Source organism: Solwaraspora sp. WMMA2080 (assembly GCF_027497395.1).
Taxonomy (GTDB): Bacteria; Actinomycetota; Actinomycetes; order Mycobacteriales; family Micromonosporaceae; genus Micromonospora_E.
The window spans coordinates 1,509,934-1,529,359 of sequence record NZ_CP114910.1; the positions used below are offsets into that span (position 1 = coordinate 1,509,934).

Sequence of the window (19,426 nt, forward strand, 5' to 3'; positions counted from 1 at the left end):
TCACACAGTGGACGCGTACATCTTCGAAGTCAAGTCCTCGGCCTATTAGTACCGGTCAACTGAACCAGTTACCTGGCTTACATCTCCGGCCTATCAACCCAGTCATCTACTGGGAGCCTTACCCCACAAAGTGGGTGGGACACCTCATCTTGAAGCGAGCTTCCCGCTTAGATGCTTTCAGCGGTTATCCCTTCCGAACGTAGCCAACCAGCCGTGCCCCTGGCGGGACAACTGGCACACCAGAGGTTCGTCCGTCCCGGTCCTCTCGTACTAGGGACAGCCCTTCTCAAGTATCCTACGCGCGCGGCGGATAGGGACCGAACTGTCTCACGACGTTCTAAACCCAGCTCGCGTACCGCTTTAATGGGCGAACAGCCCAACCCTTGGGACCTGCTACAGCCCCAGGATGCGACGAGCCGACATCGAGGTGCCAAACCATCCCGTCGATATGGACTCTTGGGGAAGATCAGCCTGTTATCCCCGGGGTACCTTTTATCCGTTGAGCGACACCGCTTCCACACGCAAGTGCCGGATCACTAGTCCCGACTTTCGTCCCTGCTCGACCTGTCAGTCTCACAGTCAAGCTCCCTTGTGCACTTACACTCAACACCTGATTGCCAACCAGGATGAGGGAACCTTTGGGCGCCTCCGTTACCCTTTAGGAGGCAACCGCCCCAGTTAAACTACCCACCAGACACTGTCCCTGAACCGGATCACGGTCCGAAGTTAGAAACCCAAATCAACCAGAGTGGTATTTCAACAACGACTCCACCGATACTGGCGTACCAGCTTCACAGTCTCCCACCTATCCTACACAAGCTAATTCGAGTACCAATGTCAAGCTATAGTAAAGGTCCCGGGGTCTTTCCGTCCTGCCGCGCGTAACGAGCATCTTTACTCGTAATGCAATTTCGCCGGGCCTGTGGTTGAGACAGTAGGAAAGTCGTTACGCCATTCGTGCAGGTCGGAACTTACCCGACAAGGAATTTCGCTACCTTAGGATGGTTATAGTTACCACCGCCGTTTACTGGCGCTTAAGTTCTCAGCTTCGCCCCGAAGAGCTAACCGGTCCCCTTAACGTTCCAGCACCGGGCAGGCGTCAGTCCATATACATCGAATTACTTCTTCGCATGGACCTGTGTTTTTAGTAAACAGTCGCTTTCCCCTGGTCTCTGCGGCCATACAACGCTCCACCCGAAAAGAGCTTCACGTCTCCGGCCCCCCTTCTCCCTAAGTTACGGGGGCAATTTGCCGAGTTCCTTAACCACAGTTCGCCCGATCGCCTCGGTATTCTCTACCTGACCACCTGTGTCGGTTTGGGGTACGGGCCGCTAGAAGCTCGCTAGAGGCTTTTCTCGGCAGCATAGGATCACTGACTTCACCTGAATCGGCTCGGCATCACGTCTCAGCCTCACGCACCACGGATTTACCTATGATGCAGCCTACACGCTTACCCCGGCACAACCACCGGCCGGGATCAGCTACCTTCCTGCGTCACCCCATCGCTTGACTACTACCCGCCAGGTTCCCGCGCTCCCTCAGATCAGTCCGAAAACCTCACCAAGTTCGGGCAGTTAGCACAACGAGGTTCATCATGGGCGCTCCTTCGCGGGTACGGGAATATCAACCCGTTGTCCATCGACTACGCCTCTCGGCCTCGCCTTAGGTCCCGACTCACCCAGGGCGGATTAGCCTGGCCCTGGAACCCTTGGTCATCCGGCGGAAGGGTTTCTCACCCTTCTTTCGCTACTCATGCCTGCATTCTCACTCGTGCCGCGTCCACAGCTGGGTCACCCCGCTGCTTCACCCCCGGCACGACGCTCCCCTACCCATCCACACACCTGCACCAACCCAAAAAGGATCAGCGAAGTACACGCGTGAATGCCACAGCTTCGGCGGTGTGCTTGAGCCCCGCTACATTGTCGGCGCGGAACCACTTGACCAGTGAGCTATTACGCACTCTTTAAAGGGTGGCTGCTTCTAAGCCAACCTCCTGGTTGTCTAAGCGACCCCACATCCTTTTCCACTTAGCACACGCTTAGGGGCCTTAGCTGGTGATCTGGGCTGTTTCCCTCTCGACTACGAAGCTTATCCCCCGCAGTCTCACTGCCGCGCTCTCACTTACCGGCATTCGGAGTTTAGCTGATTTCGGTAAGCTTGTAGGCCCCCTAGACCATCCAGTGCTCTACCTCCGGCAAGAAACACGCGACGCTGCACCTAAATGCATTTCGGGGAGAACCAGCTATCACGGAGTTTGATTGGCCTTTCACCCCTAACCACAGGTCATCCCCCAACTTTTCAACGTTGGTGGGTTCGGCCCTCCACGCGGTCTTACCCGCGCTTCAGCCTGCCCATGGCTAGATCACTCCGCTTCGGGTCTAGAACATGCGACTCAAACGCCCTCTTCAGACTCGCTTTCGCTACGGCTACCCCACACGGGTTAACCTCGCCACATGCCACTAACTCGCAGGCTCATTCTTCAAAAGGCACGCCGTCACCCCGAAAGGCTCCGACGGATTGTAGGCGAACGGTTTCAGGTACTATTTCACTCCCCTCCCGGGGTACTTTTCACCATTCCCTCACGGTACTCGTCCGCTATCGGTCACTAGGAAGTATTTAGGCTTACCAGGTGGTCCTGGCAGATTCACGGCAGATTTCAGGGGTCCGCCGCTACTCGGGAACATCCACAGAAGACCAGAAGTTTTCACCTACCGGACTATCACCGTCTACGGCTGGCTTTTCCACACCATTCAGCTAACAACTGGCTTTATCACTTCTCGACCGAATGTCAGTCCGATCAGCAGAGTCCCACAACCCCGACCACGCAACCCCTGACAGGTATCACACGCAGCCGGTTTAGCCTCATCCGCTTTCGCTCGCCACTACTCACGGAATCACTATTGTTTTCTCTTCCTGCGGGTACTGAGATGTTTCACTTCCCCGCGTTCCCTCCACACACCCTATGAGTTCAGGTGCAGGTGACACCACATGACTGATGCCAGGTTTCCCCATTCGGACACCCTGGGATCACAGCTCGGTTGACAGCTCCCCCAGGCCTATCGCGGCCTCCCACGTCCTTCATCGGCTCCTAGTGCCAAGGCATCCACCGTTCGCCCTTGACAACTTGACCACAAAGATGCTCGCGTCCACTGTGTAATTCTCAACAAACGACCAACCCGCAACCCCCAGCCCCACACCAGCACCACCACACACGATGGCCGGTATGCAAGACCAGGCCGCGCCTGGCACCAGAGACAACAACCCACCACGTGGCCTGTTCCCTCAGGACCCAACAGGATGCCCACCATCCACACCAGCCGCACCAACACCACCCTCCACACCCCCACCCGAAAGCAGAAGCAGTACTAGCAGCATCAGCCGTTGCCGACACGAACTCACCAGTGTCTCCGCCAAATGAGCACCCCCACCCCACACTCGGAGGCGGCAGGCTCCCTACCCGACCTTCGCCGGGAGAGCGCTCCTTAGAAAGGAGGTGATCCAGCCGCACCTTCCGGTACGGCTACCTTGTTACGACTTCGTCCCAATCGCCAGCCCCACCTTCGACAGCTCCCTCCCACAAGGGGTTGGGCCACCGGCTTCGGGTGTTGCCGACTTTCGTGACGTGACGGGCGGTGTGTACAAGGCCCGGGAACGTATTCACCGCAGCGTTGCTGATCTGCGATTACTAGCGACTCCGACTTCACGGGGTCGAGTTGCAGACCCCGATCCGAACTGAGACCGGCTTTTTGGGATTCGCTCCACCTCACGGTATCGCAGCCCATTGTACCGGCCATTGTAGCATGCGTGAAGCCCTGGACATAAGGGGCATGATGACTTGACGTCATCCCCACCTTCCTCCGAGTTGACCCCGGCAGTCTTCGATGAGTCCCCGCCATAACGCGCTGGCAACATCGAACAAGGGTTGCGCTCGTTGCGGGACTTAACCCAACATCTCACGACACGAGCTGACGACAGCCATGCACCACCTGTGACCGCCCCCGAAGGACCCCACATCTCTGCAGGTTTTGCGGCCATGTCAAACCCAGGTAAGGTTCTTCGCGTTGCATCGAATTAATCCGCATGCTCCGCCGCTTGTGCGGGCCCCCGTCAATTCCTTTGAGTTTTAGCCTTGCGGCCGTACTCCCCAGGCGGGGCGCTTAATGCGTTAGCTGCGGCACAGAGAACCGGAGAGGCCCCCCACACCTAGCGCCCAACGTTTACAGCGTGGACTACCAGGGTATCTAATCCTGTTCGCTCCCCACGCTTTCGCTCCTCAGCGTCAGTATCGGCCCAGAGACCCGCCTTCGCCACCGGTGTTCCTCCTGATATCTGCGCATTTCACCGCTACACCAGGAATTCCAGTCTCCCCTACCGAACTCTAGCCTGCCCGTATCGACTGCAAGCCCATAGTTGAGCTGTGGGTTTTCACAGTCGACGCGACAAGCCGCCTACGAGCTCTTTACGCCCAATAAATCCGGACAACGCTCGCGCCCTACGTCTTACCGCGGCTGCTGGCACGTAGTTGGCCGGCGCTTCTTCTGCAGGTACCGTCACTTACGCTTCGTCCCTGCTGAAAGAGGTTTACAACCCGAAGGCCGTCATCCCTCACGCGGCGTCGCTGCATCAGGCTTCCGCCCATTGTGCAATATTCCCCACTGCTGCCTCCCGTAGGAGTCTGGGCCGTGTCTCAGTCCCAGTGTGGCCGGTCGCCCTCTCAGGCCGGCTACCCGTCGTCGCCTTGGTAGGCCATCACCCCACCAACAAGCTGATAGGCCGCGAGCCCATCCCAAGCCGAAAAACTTTCCACACACCACCATGCGGCAGCATGTAATATCCGGTATTAGCCCCGGTTTCCCGGGGTTATCCCAAAGCCTGGGGCAGGTTGCTCACGTGTTACTCACCCGTTCGCCGCTCGAGTACCCCGAAGGGCCTTTCCGCTCGACTTGCATGTGTTAAGCACGCCGCCAGCGTTCGTCCTGAGCCAGGATCAAACTCTCCAACAAAAACTTGTGAAGAAATCAAACCCGGCATTTAAAATGCCAAGGAATCACCAACCAGAAAACCACCACAAACGCAGCAGTCAACCAGCCGGGAACCAAACAAACTTTGGCACTGGCTTATCAAGCACCCTGTTGAGTTCTCAAAGAACAAACACACACCAGCAGAACCACCCACACCAAGCAGGCAACCCCACCAGGGCCATCCGTCCCACCCGACTTCCGCCGGGCACTTTTACTACCTTACTCCGACTCTTTCGCCCCGTCAACCCGGGTTTTTCCGGATCGTGGTGCTTCGTGCCGGTTTGACCACCTGGTCGAGCGCGCCGTGTTACCCGTGCGTTCGAACCTGGTTTTGCAGGCCGGCCGCGACGTCTCCGTCGGCTCGCCCGGTGCCCTGCGGTCATCAACCCTAGCCGGTCGGTCCCGCCGCTCCAAATCGGCCCCGGCCCTGCCGGTGCGATCCTCGCGGCCCCGCCCGCCAGCTCCGCTCGGTGCGAACACCCGGACCTGGAGGTTGTCCCACAGTTCCGGCCGGTCACCTCGGCTGCGTTTGCGGCTCCGGTGTTTCCGTCCGTTCCCCTGCGGGCAGAGAGAAAGTTACGCGCCCGCCCGATCAGTCGTCAAATCGAGCGAACGCGTCCCACGTCACAACGTCGATTGACGCCTATCTGACCAGCTCAACCCCGGCAAACGTGCGCTTGCCGCGCCGCAGCACCAGGAACCGGCCGTGCAGCAGCGTCTCGGCCTGGACCACCGCCTCGACGTCCGACACCCGCTGATTGTTGAGGTAGGCGCCACCTTCGGCGATCGCCCGACGTGCCTCGTTGAGACTGCCGACAAGTCCCGACTCCTTCAACAACGCTGCCACCGCCGGCATCTCGCCGGTCACCGTCAGCAGGCCTGCCTCCCGCAATGCGGCGTGCAAGGTCTCCGGAGCCAGTTCGTCCAGCGACCCTCGGCCGAACAAGGCCTGGCTCGCGGCCACCGCCTGGGCTGCCTCCGCCGGACCGTGCACCAGCGCGGTGAGCTCCTCGGCCAACGCCCGTTGGGCGATCCGCGAAGCCGGCCGGGCCGCCGACTCCCGCTCCAGTTCGGCTATCGTCTCGCGATCCCGGAAGCTGAAGTAGCGCAGGTAGCGCCCGACGTCGCGGTCGTCGACGTTGACCCAGAACTGGTAGAAGGCGTACGGGCTGGTCAGCGCGGCGTCCAACCAGACCGCGCCACCCTCGGTCTTGCCGAACTTGGTGCCGTCCGACCGGGTGACCAGCGGCGTCGTGAAAGCGTGCACCGGGCCGGCTCCACGCCGGCGCACGTAGTCGACCCCTGCGGTGATGTTGCCCCACTGATCGGAGCCGCCGAACTGCAGCAGGCAACCGTGCCGCCGGTGCAGCTCAAAGAAGTCGTTCGCCTGCAGCAGCTGGTAGCTGAACTCGGTGAAGCTGATGCCGCTGTCCAACCGGGCCCGGACCACCTCACGGGCGAGCATCCGGTTGACCGGAAAGTGCTTGCCCACGTCCCGGAGGAACTCGACGACCGACATCGGCCCGGTCCAGTCCAGGTTGTTGACCGCCTGCGCCGCGACCGGCCCGGTGAACGAGACGAACGGCGCGAGCTGGTCGCGGATCCGGTCGACCCAGCCCGCCACCACCTCGGGCGGATTCAGGTTACGCTCACCGCCCTCCTTCGGGTCCCCGATCTGCCCGGTGGCCCCACCGACCAGCAGCAGCGGCCGGTGTCCGGCAAGTTGCAGCCGACGGGCGGTGAGCACCTGAACCAGGTGGCCCACATGCAGGCTGGGGGCCGTCGGATCGAAGCCGACGTAGAAGGTGGTCGGGTCGCGCAGCTGCCGGCCCAGTTCGGTCACATCCGTGGCATCCTGGATCAGGCCTCGCCAACGCAGCTCGTCCAGCACGTCGGGCGTACCGGCCGGGTCTTGTTCGTCCGTCACGGCGCGATTGTCCCTCATCGCGGACCAGCACGGACATCCGGTTTCCGACCTGCGGCGCAGGTCGGACCGAGCCCGCGAGCCCATCGGGACATGTCGTTGACCGGCGTTGGCCGGGCAGGGCGTCCGGCCCGCCGGGCAGGGCCGCCCGGCTCTGACCGGCCGACCGCCGGACGGGGTGCAATGAGAGTGCCGGCAGGGCGGTCGAGCGCCGGCAGAGGGAGCTGACGGTGAACACCATCGAGTCGACGACCGAGCAGCGCGACAGCCGGCAGCCGGTCCCGGTCCCGGTCCCGGTCGAGCCGACCGGATCGATTGGTCAGCCGGCGAAGCAGCCCGGGCTGACCGTACGGCACGTCGACGGCGAGCGGTACGCGGTGCAGGTCCGTGGCCACCAGATCATGGTCGACCAGCCGGTCAGCGGCGGCGGCTCGGACAGCGCACCGACGCCGGTCGAATTGTTCGTCGCCGCGCTCGCGTCGTGTGTGGCGTACTACGCCGGCCGCTACCTGGTCCGGCACGGGCTGTCCCGGGACGGGCTCGCCGTCGGTGCCCGGTACGTGATGGCGGCCGACCGGCCGGCCCGGGTGGCCGCGGTGCGGATCGAGCTGAGCGTTCCGGACGAACTGCCGGCCGGACGCCGGGCGGCGCTACGGGCCGTCGCCGCGCACTGCACGGTGCACAACAGTTTGCTCGACCCACCCGAGGTGGAGATCGAACTGGCCGCTACCTGACCTGAGGCGAGGACGCCGGATCGGCCGGTGTCGGCGGCGACACCGGCCGGCTGAGCGGGTTTCGCGTGGTCGATCACCACGCCGTGCCCGCAACGGGCGGCTGTGGCAGGGTGGCACCGTGGCGATGACACCCGTGAGCCCGGCGGCGCGTGGCGCCCACCGAGCCGTCCGGCTCGAGGATGCCATCCACGCCCTGTTGGAACGCCGGCTGCGGCGACGAGGTTGGGATCTCACGCTCATTCCGTACACCGGCTACGGGGCGCCGGGCTGGGTCCGGGTGATGGCGCGGGTGCTGCTGGGTCGGCCGGATCCCCCGCATCGGCGGGCGAAGAAGGTACGGGGCTGGCGCAGTTTCGCCACCCTGCCGGTCAAGGACGCGCCGGTGGTGATCGAGGCCGGCGGCAAGCGGCACGAGGTCCAGGCTGACCGGGGCGGGTTCGTGGACACCGTCGTGCCGGCCGATCTGGAGCCCGGCTGGACATCGGTACGGCTGCACAGCGGTGACTCCGAGCCGGTCGACGCGCCGGTACGCATCGTCGACCCGCAGGTCCGGTTCGGCATCATCTCCGACATCGATGACACGGTCATGGTGACCGCGCTGCCCCGGCCGATGTTGGCGGCGTGGAACACGTTCGTGTTGGACGAGCACGCCCGAGCCTCGGTCGCCGGAATGGCGGTGCTGTACGAACGCCTGGTCACCGCGCATCCGGGTGCGCCGGTGCTCTACCTGTCCACCGGTGCCTGGAACGTCGCGCCGACTTTGCGCCGGTTCCTGTCCCGGCATCTCTACCCGGCCGGCCCGCTGCTGCTGACGGACTGGGGTCCGACCACCGAACGGTGGTTCCGCAGCGGTCGGGACCACAAGCGCGCCAGCCTGGCCCGGTTGGCGGAGGAGTTCCCGCAGATCCGCTGGCTGCTGGTGGGCGACGACGGGCAGCACGACCCGGAGATCTACGCCGAGTTCGCGGCGCAGCATCCGGACAGTCTGGCGGCGGTGGCGATCCGTCGGCTCTCGCCGACGCAGGCGGTCCTGGCCGGCAATCTGCCGGCACCGGCCGGTGAGACCTCCAGGGCGGCCGGGCCGGGTGGCCGGCGGTGGTTGTCCGCGCCCGACGGCGCCGGCCTGGCGCACCTGCTGCGCGAGGCGCGACTGCTGTGACCGGTCAGCCGAGCCGTCGGCTCGGCTGACCGGTCACTCAGGTTGAGGGCGGGGCGTCCGCTGGCCCGGCCTCGACGAGCCGCTGTCGGAGCCGGTCACGGATCTGTTCCGCCGTGTAGGCCCGACGGCGTCGTTCGGCCCGGACGACGACCGCTCCGGTCGCGGCGACCCCGACGAACGCGGCCAGGCCCACTACCTTCCACCAACGCATCCGCCTAGGGTAGTCGAGTGACCGGCGAACCACTCTCCCTCGACGCGGCGGTCGAACTGACCCGCACCGGTGACCTGTGGCTGTTCCGCGGGCGAACGATGCCCGACCGGGCGATCCAGATGACCACGAACAGCCCGGTGAACCATGTGGGGATGGCGGTGGTGATCGAAGATCTCCCGCCGCTGCTGTGGCACGCCGAGCTCGGGCGGTCACTGCCGGACATGTGGTCGGGCACCCACCACAGAGGTGTGCAGCTGCACGACCTGCGCGAGGCGGTCACGGTCTGGGCACGGCGCTACGGTCAGCGGGCCTGGCTGCGGCAGTTGGAGCCGCCCGCCGACAGCGCGATGGAGGATGCCGTGCTACGGACCGTCGCCCGGTTGGACGGCACCCCGTTCCCCTCCACCGCCGCGCTGGCCTGGCGGTGGCTGCGGGGTCGTGCCCCGTCGGTACGGCGGGCGCCGCTGGCCGGCGCGGTACGCGAACGGTTGGCCACCTGGTTGCCGCCGGTTGGTCGGGGCACGGCCGGTGCCGAAGCAGCCGAGGCAGCCGAGGTGTCGGGCGGCGCCGAACTGTCGGCTGACAGTGCCGCCGGCCGGACGGATCTGGAAAGTGTCTACTGCGCCGAGGTGGTCGCGGTGACCTACGAGGCGATGGGGCTGCTGCCAACGGGCCGGCGCACCAACTGGTACGACCCGGGCCGGTTCTGGAGCGGTGACCGACTCCGGCTGAGCGACGGTGCGCAGCTCGGTGTGGAGATCGCGGTCCGGGTTCCGCCGGCGACAGTCGGACGGCGGGCCGCCGACGCATCGGGATGACCGGCGCCGACGACCAACCTGCGAGCGATCAACCGGCTGACGCGTCCGGCCAACCTGCGAGCGATCAGCCGGCTGACGCGTCCGGCCGGGACCGGTCCGCCCGGTGGGAACAGCGACTGGCGGTGCCGGTGCTGGTCGCGGCGCTGGCCTCGGTTCCGGCGGTGTTCCTCACCCTCGCTGGCGGGGCGCTGGCAACGGTTGGTGAGGTCCTGCACTGGGCGAGCGGAGCGGTGCTGGTCGCCGAGACCGCCGTACTGCTGGCCTTCTCCGCCGACCGGCTGGCCTGGCTGCGGCGCAACCGCGGACTGGTGACGCTGACCCTGATCGTGGTCCCGGTCACCATCCTGGCGTTGGGGCCGCTGCAGGTGTTCCGCTTGATCTACACGGTAGGCACCTTGCGGCTGGTCCGGGCCCGGCGGATCGTGCGCGCTGTGCTGGTGCTGCACGGCCGGTTCGGGCCGAGCGGGCCGTGGGCGACCGCGTTCGCCCTCGGCGCCGGCGTGCTGGTCGCCGCGTTCGTGGCGATCACGTTGGTGGATCCCACGTCCCGCTCCCGGATGCTGCTGCAGGACTGGTTCGGCTGGACTGGCAGCGGTCACGTGGTCGCGGTCTGTCTGGCCGGAGCGATCGTGTTCGGTGCCACCTGGGTGGCGCTGCGCAACCGTCGCCAGTCCGGGCAGCACGACGACGCGGCGTCGGAGTAGTCCGGCACCGTCGGAGTAGTCCGGCAGCCGCCGACGCCCGGGCGGCCGGCCGCCGCGACTGCAGCGAGGGACAATGGTCGGGTGAGACCGTGGCTGCAGCTGACCAGCGCTGACCTGATCGCCCAACTCCCGGCAGGCGAGGACCAGCAGGTGCACTTCCCGGAGGCTCTGGTCGAGGCGGTGATCGACGAGTACACCACGGCCGGGCAGGCGGTGCTCGACCCGTTCGCCGGCTACGGCACCACACTGGTGACCGCGGCGCGGATGGGTCGACGGGCGACCGGCGTGGAACTGCTGCCCGACCGGGTCGCGCTGATCCGGCAGCGGCTCGCCGGAGCGGCCGGTGCCGAGATCGTCGACGGTGACGCCCGGAAGCTGATCGGCCTGGTCGACGGGCCGTTCGACCTCTGCCTGACCTCACCGCCCTACATGGACGCGACGGACCATCCGGAGAATCCGCTCAACGCCTACGAGACCCTCGACGGTGACTACACCAGCTATCTCGACGAGATCGGTGAGGTCTTCGGTCAGGTCGCCCAGTTGCTGCGGCCGGGCGGCCACGCCGTGGTCAATGTGGCGAACATGCGGGTCGACGGTCGGGTGACCACCCTCGCCTGGGACGTGGGTCGGGTGATCCGCGCCCATCTCACTCTGCTCCAGGAGTCGTTCCTGTGTTGGGACCACCAGCCCGACTGGCTGACCGGCGACTACTGTCTGGTTTTTCAACGGCCGAGCTGAGCGGGCGGTTCTCGACGTCGGTGTGGTCGCCGTCGGTGTGGTCGCCGTCGGTGTGGTCGCCGTCGGTGTGGTCGCCGTCGGTGTGGTCGCCGTCGTCCTGCGAGGATCGGCGCAGCCGTACGCCGCTGATGGCGTGGTGGTCGACGGAAGCGACGGTGAGTGCCCAGCCGTCGACCCGGACCGACTCGCCCACGTCGGTGGGGATGTGGCCGAGCCGGGCCAGCACCAGACCAGCCACGGTGGTGTAGTCGCCGTCCGGCCGGCCGGGCAAATCGACCCCGATGTCCCGCAGGTCGTGTACGGGGAAGGTCCCGGGGACCAGCATGGTGCCGTCCGGCTCGGTGCGTACCGCGCGGATGTCTCGGTCGGTTTCATCGTAGATCTCACCGACGATCTCCTCCAGCACGTCCTCCAGGGTGACGATGCCGTCGACGGCACCGCGTTCGTCGACGACCAGCGCGATGTGCTGGCGGTGGGTCTTGAACCGGCGCAATGCGTCGACCACCGGCAGCGACTCGGGCAGCAGCATGGGCGGGCGGGCGACCGCGTCGACCGGCCGGTCGTCGGGTACGCCGACCAGGTCGCGCAGGTGGATCACACCGACGGTGTCGTCCAGCATCCCGTTGCGGACTACCGGCGCACGGGAGTGACCTGAGGTGGCCAGCACGATTCGGGCCGCCTCGGCGGATGTCCCGCTGTCCAGGGTGAAGACCTCCAGCCGGGGCACCAGCACGGCGCGCAGCCGCCGGTCGGCGATCTCCAGTGCCCCGGAGATGATGGTTTGCTGCTCGGCGCTGAACGCCCGGTGACCGGCCACGATGTCGCGCAGTTCGTCCGGGCTGATCTCATCGCGGGTCGCCTTCGGGTCGCCGCCAGCGAGGCGGACCACGATGTCACTGGTGGCGCCGAGCGCCCAGACCGCCGGCCGGGCCAGGCTGGCCATCATGTCGAGGGGTCGGGCCACCGCCAGGGCCCACCGCTCGGCCCGCTGCATGGCCACCCGCTTCGGGGCCAGTTCACCGAAGACCAGTGTGACGAAGGTGAGCACCAGGGTGATCAGCACGATCGCCGCCGGCTCCGCGGCCCGGCCGAGCACGTCCAGCGCTGGCACCAGCGGCTGCGCCAGCGACACCGCAGCGGTGGCCGAGGCCAGAAACCCGGCCAGGGTGATGCCGATCTGGATGGTCGCAAGGAACCGGTTCGGGTCCTTGGCAAGCTTGGCCAGGACCCGGCCTGTCCGACGGGACCGTTCCAGCCGTTGCAGCTGGCTGTCGCGCAGTGACACCAGGGCGATCTCGCTACCGGCGAAGACCGCGTTCAGCACCACCAGGATCCCGACCAGCGCGAGTTGTGTTCCGTACCCCTGCACGTACGCACCTTCCATCGCCGCCGTCGTGACCCGGATTCCGTCGCCGGTGTGCTGCGGCCTGCTTTGCCCACCTGGGCCGAATGCGAATCCTGCCATCCGTCTGGGTTTCCGGGCCGCTCGGCCCGCCGGTCACCTGGCATCCGGCGTCGCTGTGCCCGGCCGGTGGGCGAAGACCCCTAGCATTTTCTCAGGAAGATTTCGTAGTGTCGGGTCGTATGAGCTGGAAGCATCACCTTGCCGTACGGATCGCCCGGTCGACCGGAATGCAGATCACCCGCCGGGGCGGCCGTCCCGCCTTCGTCCGCCGCCCACACCGGCTGCTACGCCAGCCGGTCTTCATTCTGTCGTCGGTCCGGTCGGGGTCGACACTGCTGCGAATGATGCTGAACAGCCACTCCTCGCTATACGCTCCGCACGAGCTGCATCTGAGCAAGTTGCGGGTGGAGTTCAGTGACCACTACATCACGGACAGCATGGGCGAGTTGGGCTGGGACGCCCAGGAGGTCACCCACCTGCTGTGGGACCGGGTGTTGGACGCGGCGTTGCAGCGCAGCGGGAAACAGGTCCTGGTCGAGAAGACTCCGCACAACGTGTTCATCTGGCCCCGGATCGCCCAGGTGTGGCCGGACGCGCGGTTCGTGTTCCTGCTACGCCACCCGGCCGCGATCATCGACTCGTGGACCAGGGCCCGACCCCAGCAGACGCCGCAGGAGGCAGTTGAAAGCGTCGGCCGGTACCTGACCAAACTAGCCGAGGCACGCCGGGTGCTTCCCGGACACACGGTCCGCTACGAGGATCTGGCCGACGATCCGACGACCGAGACCCGGCGCATCTGCGAGTTCCTCGGTCTGGAGTGGGAGCCGGACATGGTGGAGTACGGCCGATTCGACCATGGCCGGATCAAGGCCGGGCTGGGTGACTGGACCGGACGGATCCGTACCGGAACGGTCCAGCCGCCCCGGGAACTGCCGGCCGACGTGGCGCTGCCGGCTCCGCTGTTCGAGGTGGCCCAGAGCTGGGGCTACCCGGCCCGCCGGGACGACTGAAGGCCGAGGTGCACCGCGGCGGTGGCCTTGCGGAACGCCTCGACGGCGCCGACCGGATCGCCAGTGTCGGCCAGCACGTCACCGAGTTCGGCCCAGGCCCGGGACGCCTGCCGCGAGGCGCGCAGCCCGCCGAGGGTCGCGGCGGCGCCGGCGAACATCTCCCGGGAACCGGTGATGTCGCCGGCGGCCGCCAGCGCGGCGGCGAGGGCGGTCTGCGCCCGGGCCCGCTCCAGATGTGCCTGCCCGCCGAGTTCGGCCAGCGACCGCCGGGCGCTGCGCACCGCGCCGGCCGCGTCGCCGTCCAGTAGCAAGGTACGCGACAGTTCGGTCAGTACGTAGCCGCGGTCGATCCCGCCGCCGACCTCGGTGAGCTCGCGCAGCGCCCGTTCGAACGTCGTGCGGGCCTCGTCGATGCGGGGTGGCGTGTGGCTGAGCAGGATGCAGCCGTACGCGGTGAGCAGCCGGGCGGCGCTGCGTCGGTCCCGGTCCTGGCGGAAGAAGGCCAGCGCCTCCTCGGCGAGTTCCAGTGCCTCGCGGTAGCTGCCCTGTTCGCAGGCGACCTGGCTGGCGTTCCAGAGCACCGCGGCCCGGGCCCGGGGTGAGCCGATCCGGTCGGCGCGCTGCAGGCCTTCGTGGAGCAGCCGTTCGGCCTGTCTCAGGTCGCCCAGCTCGCAGTGGGCGGCTGCGACCGTGGCGAGCAGCCGGACGGCGTCCTCGGACTCCCAGGCACCGAGGCGGTCGACGCGGTCCAGGGTGCCCATCCCGACCTCGATCACCCGCTGCAGTTCGCCGAGCTCGTAGAGGCACCGGATCCAGCTGATCACCATGCCGAGCGAGGCGACGAACGCCGGGCCGTCGGGGTTGTCGCGCAGCAACGACTCGTACTGCTGGGCGGCTTCGACCAGTCGGCCCTGCTCGGCCAACGCGCGGGCCAGGCCGAGCTGCGCCTCGGTCCGGGTCAGCGGGTCCGGCGCGGCGGTGGCCAGGACGCTGCTGAACTGCCGTTCCGCCTCGGTCGGGTCTCCGGCTTCGATGGCGAGCCGACCGTACGACAGGGTCAGTGCGGCGGGCCTGGTGGCGACCGCGTCCGCTTCCCCGGCGAGCTCGGCCACCGAGCAGCCGAGGGTCTGCGCCAGCTGGCGTAGCACCTCCGGCTTGGGCGACCGGCGCCCGGCTTCGAGTAACGATATGTAGCTGACCGACAGGCTCCCCCGGGCCAGCTCCCGCTGGGTCATGTTGCGCGCGACCCGCAGGGCTCGCAGCCGTCGGGGGAAGTCCGGGTGAACTTGTTGACTCATGTCCAGCCCCCTCATCTACTGCACGGAGGTTTATACCACCGTCGAGGAGTGTCGATTAAGTTGTTCCGCTTGGCGTTCGCCGTCGCGTTCGTCGCCGTGTTGGCCGGGGTCGGCGGCACGGCGGGACCGGGTGCGCTGTCCGGGTCGGTCGGGTCCGCGCGGCTGGCCGTCCTGCTGCGGAATCGAACACCAGATCCTGTCAACTCATTGACTGCCTGACAGTCAACTGCCTACTCTTCCGGAGTCAACCGCTCCGGAGGTCGCCTGTGTCCGAGCCCTCGTACCACCCCGGTCCACGGCTCTCCCAGCAGGAGACCGCAGTGCTGGTCGCCTACCTGTCCGGGCTGACCATGGTCGCCGCCGCCCGCCGCGTCGGCGTCGGTCTCGGCACCGCCAAGCAGTACCTCGAGCGGGTCAAGCGCAAGTACGCCGCCGCCGGCCGCCCCGCGCAGACGAAACTGGAGCTTGCCCGGAGGGCGGTCGAGGACGGCCTGCTGTCGTGGACGGAGCAGCCGTCGCGTCGCGCCGGCTGACGACCTGCTGCCGCACCGATCGCCCGTCATCCGGTCGCGGTCGGCGCCCCGGTCCGGCCGCCGCGCGGCCGGGGAGCGGCCCGACGGTACGCGCTGACCGTCGGCTCGCCGGCCAACCAGAAGCGCCACGGCGTGTGCGGGGCCGCGCCCACCCCCACCCGGGGACCGGTACGGACAGCTCCGGCCGGGACGGGCACCGGCGGTGGCGTCAGCGACACCGGACCGACGCCGTCGAGCAGCGACGTACCGTTCGCCGTGCCGTCCAGCCCGAGCGCGGCCATCAGCCGGGCCGGACCACGGGCCAGGTCCCGGTCCGACACCCACAGGCCACGCCGCCGCCGGGCCGACCCGTGACCCGCGACGATCTCGCCGGCCCGCAGCAGCACCGCCGCCGCCTGTCCCGGCGGGCCGGTGACCACGTTGCCGCACCAGTGCATTCCGTAGCTGAAGTAGACGTACAGGTGACCGGACGGCCCGAACATCGGGGCGTTACGCGGCGTACGGCCCCGGTGGGCGTGCGAGGCGGGGTCGGTGCCGACCCCGGCGTACGCCTCGACCTCGGTGAGCCGGACCTCGACGTCGCTGACGGCGACCCGGCAGCCCAGCAACGCGCGGGCCGCGGCGTCGACCGGTCCGGCGAGCACCGTCGCGAGATCGCCGACCGGCGCGGGTGGTCTCATGGTGCCAGCACAGCACAGCGACCCAGCACACCATCACCGCCCGGGAGCGACCGATGAGTCCCGCCGACACCCCGCCACCGCCGTACTACCTGGTGGTCTTCGCCTCCACCCGCACCGACGACGACCACGGCTACGCGGCCACCGCCCGCCGGATGGTGGAGCTCGCCGCCACGCAGCCGGGCTTCCTGGGCGTGGACAGCGCCCGGGACCCCGACGGGGTCGGCATCACCGTCTCCTACTGGCGTGACGAGGAGTCGATCGCCGCCTGGCGTCGACACGTCGAGCACCTGATCGCCCAGGCCGACGGCAGGGCCCGGTGGTACGCCAGCTTCGCGGTGCACGTGGCCCGGGTGGAACGGGCCTACCGGTTCCCGCCGCCCACCCGGTGACCCGGACCCGGCCGCCGGTTGGGTCAGCGGGGCACCACCGACTCCGCCGCCCACCGGCGCCACCCGGACAGCTGCTCCGTGACGGCGGCCAACTGGTCGGACACCGGACCGGGGCCGGTCGAGCCCGGCGTGGTCCGCACCGCGAGCGCCGACCGTACCGAGAGCACGTCCCGGACACCGGCGTCAAGGTGCTCGCTGACCAGCCGCAGATCGTCGTCGGAGACCTCGTCGAGCGCGCACTCACGGGCCGAGCAGAGCGCCACCAGCTTGCCGGTGACCTCGTGCGCGTCCCGGAACGGCACACCCTTGCGGACCAGCCAGTCCGCCACCTCGGTGGCCAGGGTGAACCCGGCCGGGGCGGCGGCTGCGAGCCGGTCCACCCGTACCGTCATGGTAGAGATCATCCCGGCCAGGGCCGGGAGCAGCAGTTGCAGGGTGTCGACGGCGTCGAACGCCGGCTCCTTGTCCTCCTGCATGTCCCGGTCGTAGGTCAGCGGCAGCCCCTTGAGCATGGTCAACACCGCCACCAGCCCGCCGACGAGGCGGCCGGACTTGCCCCGGGCCAGCTCGGCGATGTCAGCGTTCTTCTTCTGCGGCATGATCGACGACCCGGTGGCGAAGGCGTCGTCGAGCTCCACCCAGCCGAACTCCTGCGAGGTCCAGAGCACCACCTCCTCCCCCAGTCGGGACAGGTGCACCCCGACCATCGCGGTGGCGAAGAGGAACTCGGCGGCGAAGTCCCGGTCGGCGACCGCGTCCATCGAGTTGGCGAACGAGGTCCGGAACCCCAGCTCCTTGGCGACCGCTACCGGATCCAGCGGAAGGCCGGAGCCGGCCAGCGCGCCGGCACCCAACGGTGACACGGCGGTACGCGCGTCCCAGTCGCGCAACCGGTCCAGGTCACGCAGTAGTGGATGGACGTGGGCCAGCAGCCAGTGCCCGAACGTCACCGGCTGGGCGTGCTGCACGTGGGTCATCCCTGGTGCCGGAGTCTCCAGGTGCCGCTCGGCCTGCTCGACCAGAGCAGCGGCCAGCTCGACCAGCTGTGCGGCCAGGCCACGGGCGTGGTCCCGCAGATACAGCCGCAGATCGGTGGCGACCTGGTCGTTGCGGGACCGGCCGGCGCGCAGCTTGCCGCCGAGCGAGCCGAGCCGCTCCAGCAGGCCGCGTTCCAGCGCGGTGTGCACATCCTCGTCGTCCACGGTCGGCCGGAACGACCCGGAGGCGCAGGCCGCCTCCAGGTCGTCCAACGCGGCCAGCATTCGACCCAGTTCGTCCGGATCGAGCAGGCCGGCGGCGGCCAACACCCGGGCGTGTGCCCGGGAGCCGGCGATGTCGTACGGGGCCAGCCGCCAGTCGAACTGGACGCTGACCGACAACCGGGCCAGCGCCTCGGCCGGCCCGCCGGCGAAGCGGCCACCCCACAGGCTGGTGCGGTTCGGGCTGGCGGTGTTCTCGGTCAGGCTCTTGTCGTCCACAGCGACCATTGTCGGGGTCAGGCCTGCGAGCCGGGCAGCCGGGTTTGCCCGCCGGGGCCGGCGAGCCGCGTGTCGCGGGCGGTGGCCAGCCGGCTGGACAGCCCCCACAGCTGCACGAAGCCCTTCGCCTGGCTCTGGTCGAAGGTGTCACCGGTGTCGTAGGTGGCCAGGTTGAAGTCGTACAGGCTGGCCTCGGAACGCCGGCCGACGACGACCGGCCGCCCGCCGTGCAGCACCATCCGGACCTCGCCGGTGACGTGCCGCTGGGTCTCGTCGATGAACGCGTCGAGGGCCTGCTTGAGCGGGGAGAACCACAGGCCGTCGTAGACCAGCTCGCCCCAGCGCTGGGCCACGGTCCGCTTGAACCTGGCCACCTCGCGCTCCACGGTGACGTTCTCCAGCTCCTGGTGGGCGGTGATCAGCGCGATCGCGCCCGGTGCCTCGTACACCTCGCGGCTCTTGATCCCGACGAGCCGGTCCTCGACCATGTCCAGCCGCCCGATGCCCTGCGCGCCGGCCCGCCGGTTGAGCTCCACCACCGCCTGGTACGGGGTGACCGTCTCGCCGTCGACCGCCACCGGCACGCCGGCGTCGAAGGTGATGGTCACCTCGTCGGCGTCGCGCGGCGCGGCCGGGTCGGCGGTGTAGGAGTACAGGTCCTCGATCGGGGCGTTCCAGATGTCCTCCAGGAACCCGGTCTCCACCGCCCGGCCCCACAGGTTCTGGTCGATCGAGTACGGCGACTTGTGTGACACGTCGATCGGCAGCCCCTTCTCCTCGGCCAGCGCGATCGCCTTGTCCCGGGTCCAGGCGAAGTCCCGGGCCGGGGCGACCACCTTCAGCTCCGGCGCGAGCGCGCCGATTCCGACCTCGAAGCGGACCTGGTCGTTGCCCTTGCCGGTGCAGCCGTGCGACACCACGGTGCCACCGTGCTCACGGGCCGCCGCGACCAGATGCTTGACGATCAGCGGCCGGCTCAGCGCCGACACCAGCGGGTAGCGGTCCATGTAGAGGGCGTTCGCCCGCAGCGCCGGCAGGCAGAAGTCGGCGGCGAACTCGTCGCGGGCGTCGACCACCTCGGATTCGACGGCGCCGCAGTCCAGCGCCCGCTGCCGGATGACGTCCATGTCCTCGCCACCCTGGCCGACGTCGACCGCGACGGCGATCACCTCGGCGCCGAGTTCCCCGGCGAGGTACGGGATGGCGACCGAGGTGTCCAGGCCGCCGGAGTAGGCGAGTACCACCCGCTCAGTCATGATGTCGTGCTCCTCGGTTGAATGTGCGTATCGGGTAGATCAGATGGTGGTCGGGTCGGTCAGGCGGT

General features: G+C 67.7%; 15 protein-coding genes and 2 rRNA genes. 8 read left to right on the forward strand and 9 right to left on the reverse strand.

Translation table 11 applies throughout. The annotated features are described in order from the left end of the window. Window positions 1–25: 25 nt before the first annotated feature. The 3 genes from O7543_RS06745 to tyrS form a co-directional block, all read right to left on the reverse strand. Window positions 26–3,130 (reverse strand): 23S ribosomal RNA (locus O7543_RS06745). A gap of 356 nt (window positions 3,131–3,486) precedes the next feature. Continuing rightward, a 16S ribosomal RNA gene (locus O7543_RS06750) occupies window positions 3,487–5,003 on the reverse strand. The 16S and 23S rRNA genes sit together here, the layout of an rRNA operon. Before the next feature lie 661 nt (window positions 5,004–5,664). Beyond that, the gene (gene tyrS / locus O7543_RS06755) at window positions 5,665–6,948 is read right to left on the reverse strand and encodes a tyrosine--tRNA ligase (RefSeq protein WP_281554636.1); all 1,284 of its coding nucleotides are present in this window, start codon (window positions 6,946–6,948) and stop codon (window positions 5,665–5,667) included. A gap of 227 nt (window positions 6,949–7,175) precedes the next feature. On the opposite strand from tyrS, the gene O7543_RS06760 reads away from it, so the two are divergent. Both O7543_RS06760 and O7543_RS06765 read left to right on the forward strand, forming a co-directional pair. Further along, complete coding sequence (locus tag O7543_RS06760) at window positions 7,176–7,679, forward strand: OsmC family protein (RefSeq protein ID WP_281554635.1); 504 nt, start codon at window positions 7,176–7,178, stop codon at window positions 7,677–7,679. A 124-nt stretch (window positions 7,680–7,803) separates the two neighbouring features. Continuing rightward, window positions 7,804–8,838 carry a phosphatase domain-containing protein gene (locus O7543_RS06765; protein ID WP_281554634.1) on the forward strand — a complete coding sequence of 345 codons (1,035 nt, stop codon included), beginning with the start codon at window positions 7,804–7,806 and terminating at the stop codon, window positions 8,836–8,838. 37 nt (window positions 8,839–8,875) lie between these two features. Here the strand turns inward: O7543_RS06765 and O7543_RS06770 are convergent, their stop codons facing one another. Continuing rightward, the gene (locus tag O7543_RS06770) at window positions 8,876–9,049 is read right to left on the reverse strand and encodes a hypothetical protein (RefSeq protein WP_281554633.1); all 174 of its coding nucleotides are present in this window, start codon (window positions 9,047–9,049) and stop codon (window positions 8,876–8,878) included. 17 nt (window positions 9,050–9,066) lie between these two features. Here O7543_RS06770 and O7543_RS06775 point away from each other — a divergent pair, with 17 nt between their 5' ends. The 3 genes from O7543_RS06775 to O7543_RS06785 all read left to right on the forward strand — a co-directional run bounded on the left by O7543_RS06775 (window position 9,067) and on the right by O7543_RS06785 (window position 11,309). After that, window positions 9,067–9,867, forward strand: a complete 801-nt coding sequence (locus O7543_RS06775; protein WP_281554632.1) for a hypothetical protein — start codon at window positions 9,067–9,069, stop codon at window positions 9,865–9,867. Between the two features lie 122 nt (window positions 9,868–9,989). Continuing rightward, window positions 9,990–10,571, forward strand: coding sequence for a hypothetical protein (locus O7543_RS06780; protein ID WP_281554631.1), 582 nt, complete (start codon window positions 9,990–9,992; stop codon window positions 10,569–10,571). 81 nt (window positions 10,572–10,652) lie between these two features. Next, a complete protein-coding gene (locus O7543_RS06785; RefSeq protein ID WP_281554630.1) occupies window positions 10,653–11,309 on the forward strand; it encodes a DNA methyltransferase in 657 nt (218 codons plus the stop codon). Here O7543_RS06785 and O7543_RS06790 read toward each other — a convergent pair. Then, window positions 11,218–12,678, reverse strand: a complete 1,461-nt coding sequence (locus tag O7543_RS06790; protein ID WP_281555564.1) for a hemolysin family protein — start codon at window positions 12,676–12,678, stop codon at window positions 11,218–11,220. The two genes, O7543_RS06785 and O7543_RS06790, sit on opposite strands and share 92 nt — an antisense overlap. Window positions 12,679–12,893: 215 nt before the next feature. Between O7543_RS06790 and O7543_RS06795 the strand changes: the two genes are divergently transcribed. Beyond that, complete coding sequence (locus tag O7543_RS06795) at window positions 12,894–13,724, forward strand: sulfotransferase (protein ID WP_281554629.1); 831 nt, start codon at window positions 12,894–12,896, stop codon at window positions 13,722–13,724. On the opposite strand, the gene O7543_RS06800 is transcribed toward O7543_RS06795, so the two are convergent. Then, on the reverse strand, window positions 13,700–15,022 hold the full coding sequence (locus O7543_RS06800) for a tetratricopeptide repeat protein (RefSeq protein WP_281554628.1): 1,323 nt from the start codon (window positions 15,020–15,022) through the stop codon (window positions 13,700–13,702). The genes O7543_RS06795 and O7543_RS06800 overlap by 25 nt on opposite strands. Window positions 15,023–15,288: 266 nt before the next feature. Between O7543_RS06800 and O7543_RS06805 the strand changes: the two genes are divergently transcribed. Beyond that, on the forward strand, window positions 15,289–15,555 hold the full coding sequence (locus O7543_RS06805) for a hypothetical protein (protein ID WP_281554627.1): 267 nt from the start codon (window positions 15,289–15,291) through the stop codon (window positions 15,553–15,555). Window positions 15,556–15,581: 26 nt separating this feature from the next. Here O7543_RS06805 and O7543_RS06810 read toward each other — a convergent pair whose 3' ends face one another. Continuing rightward, complete coding sequence (locus O7543_RS06810) at window positions 15,582–16,235, reverse strand: DNA-3-methyladenine glycosylase (RefSeq protein ID WP_281554626.1); 654 nt, start codon at window positions 16,233–16,235, stop codon at window positions 15,582–15,584. A 53-nt stretch (window positions 16,236–16,288) separates the two neighbouring features. Here O7543_RS06810 and O7543_RS06815 point away from each other — a divergent pair, with 53 nt between their 5' ends. Then, window positions 16,289–16,624, forward strand: a complete 336-nt coding sequence (locus O7543_RS06815) for an antibiotic biosynthesis monooxygenase (protein WP_281554625.1) — start codon at window positions 16,289–16,291, stop codon at window positions 16,622–16,624. 23 nt (window positions 16,625–16,647) lie between these two features. On the opposite strand, the gene argH is transcribed toward O7543_RS06815, so the two are convergent. Then, on the reverse strand, window positions 16,648–18,111 hold the full coding sequence (argH, locus tag O7543_RS06820; RefSeq protein WP_281554624.1) for an argininosuccinate lyase: 1,464 nt from the start codon (window positions 18,109–18,111) through the stop codon (window positions 16,648–16,650). A gap of 8 nt (window positions 18,112–18,119) precedes the next feature. After that, window positions 18,120–19,358 carry an argininosuccinate synthase gene (locus O7543_RS06825; protein WP_281567357.1) on the reverse strand — a complete coding sequence of 413 codons (1,239 nt, stop codon included), beginning with the start codon at window positions 19,356–19,358 and terminating at the stop codon, window positions 18,120–18,122. Between the last annotated feature and the right edge of the window lie 68 nt (window positions 19,359–19,426).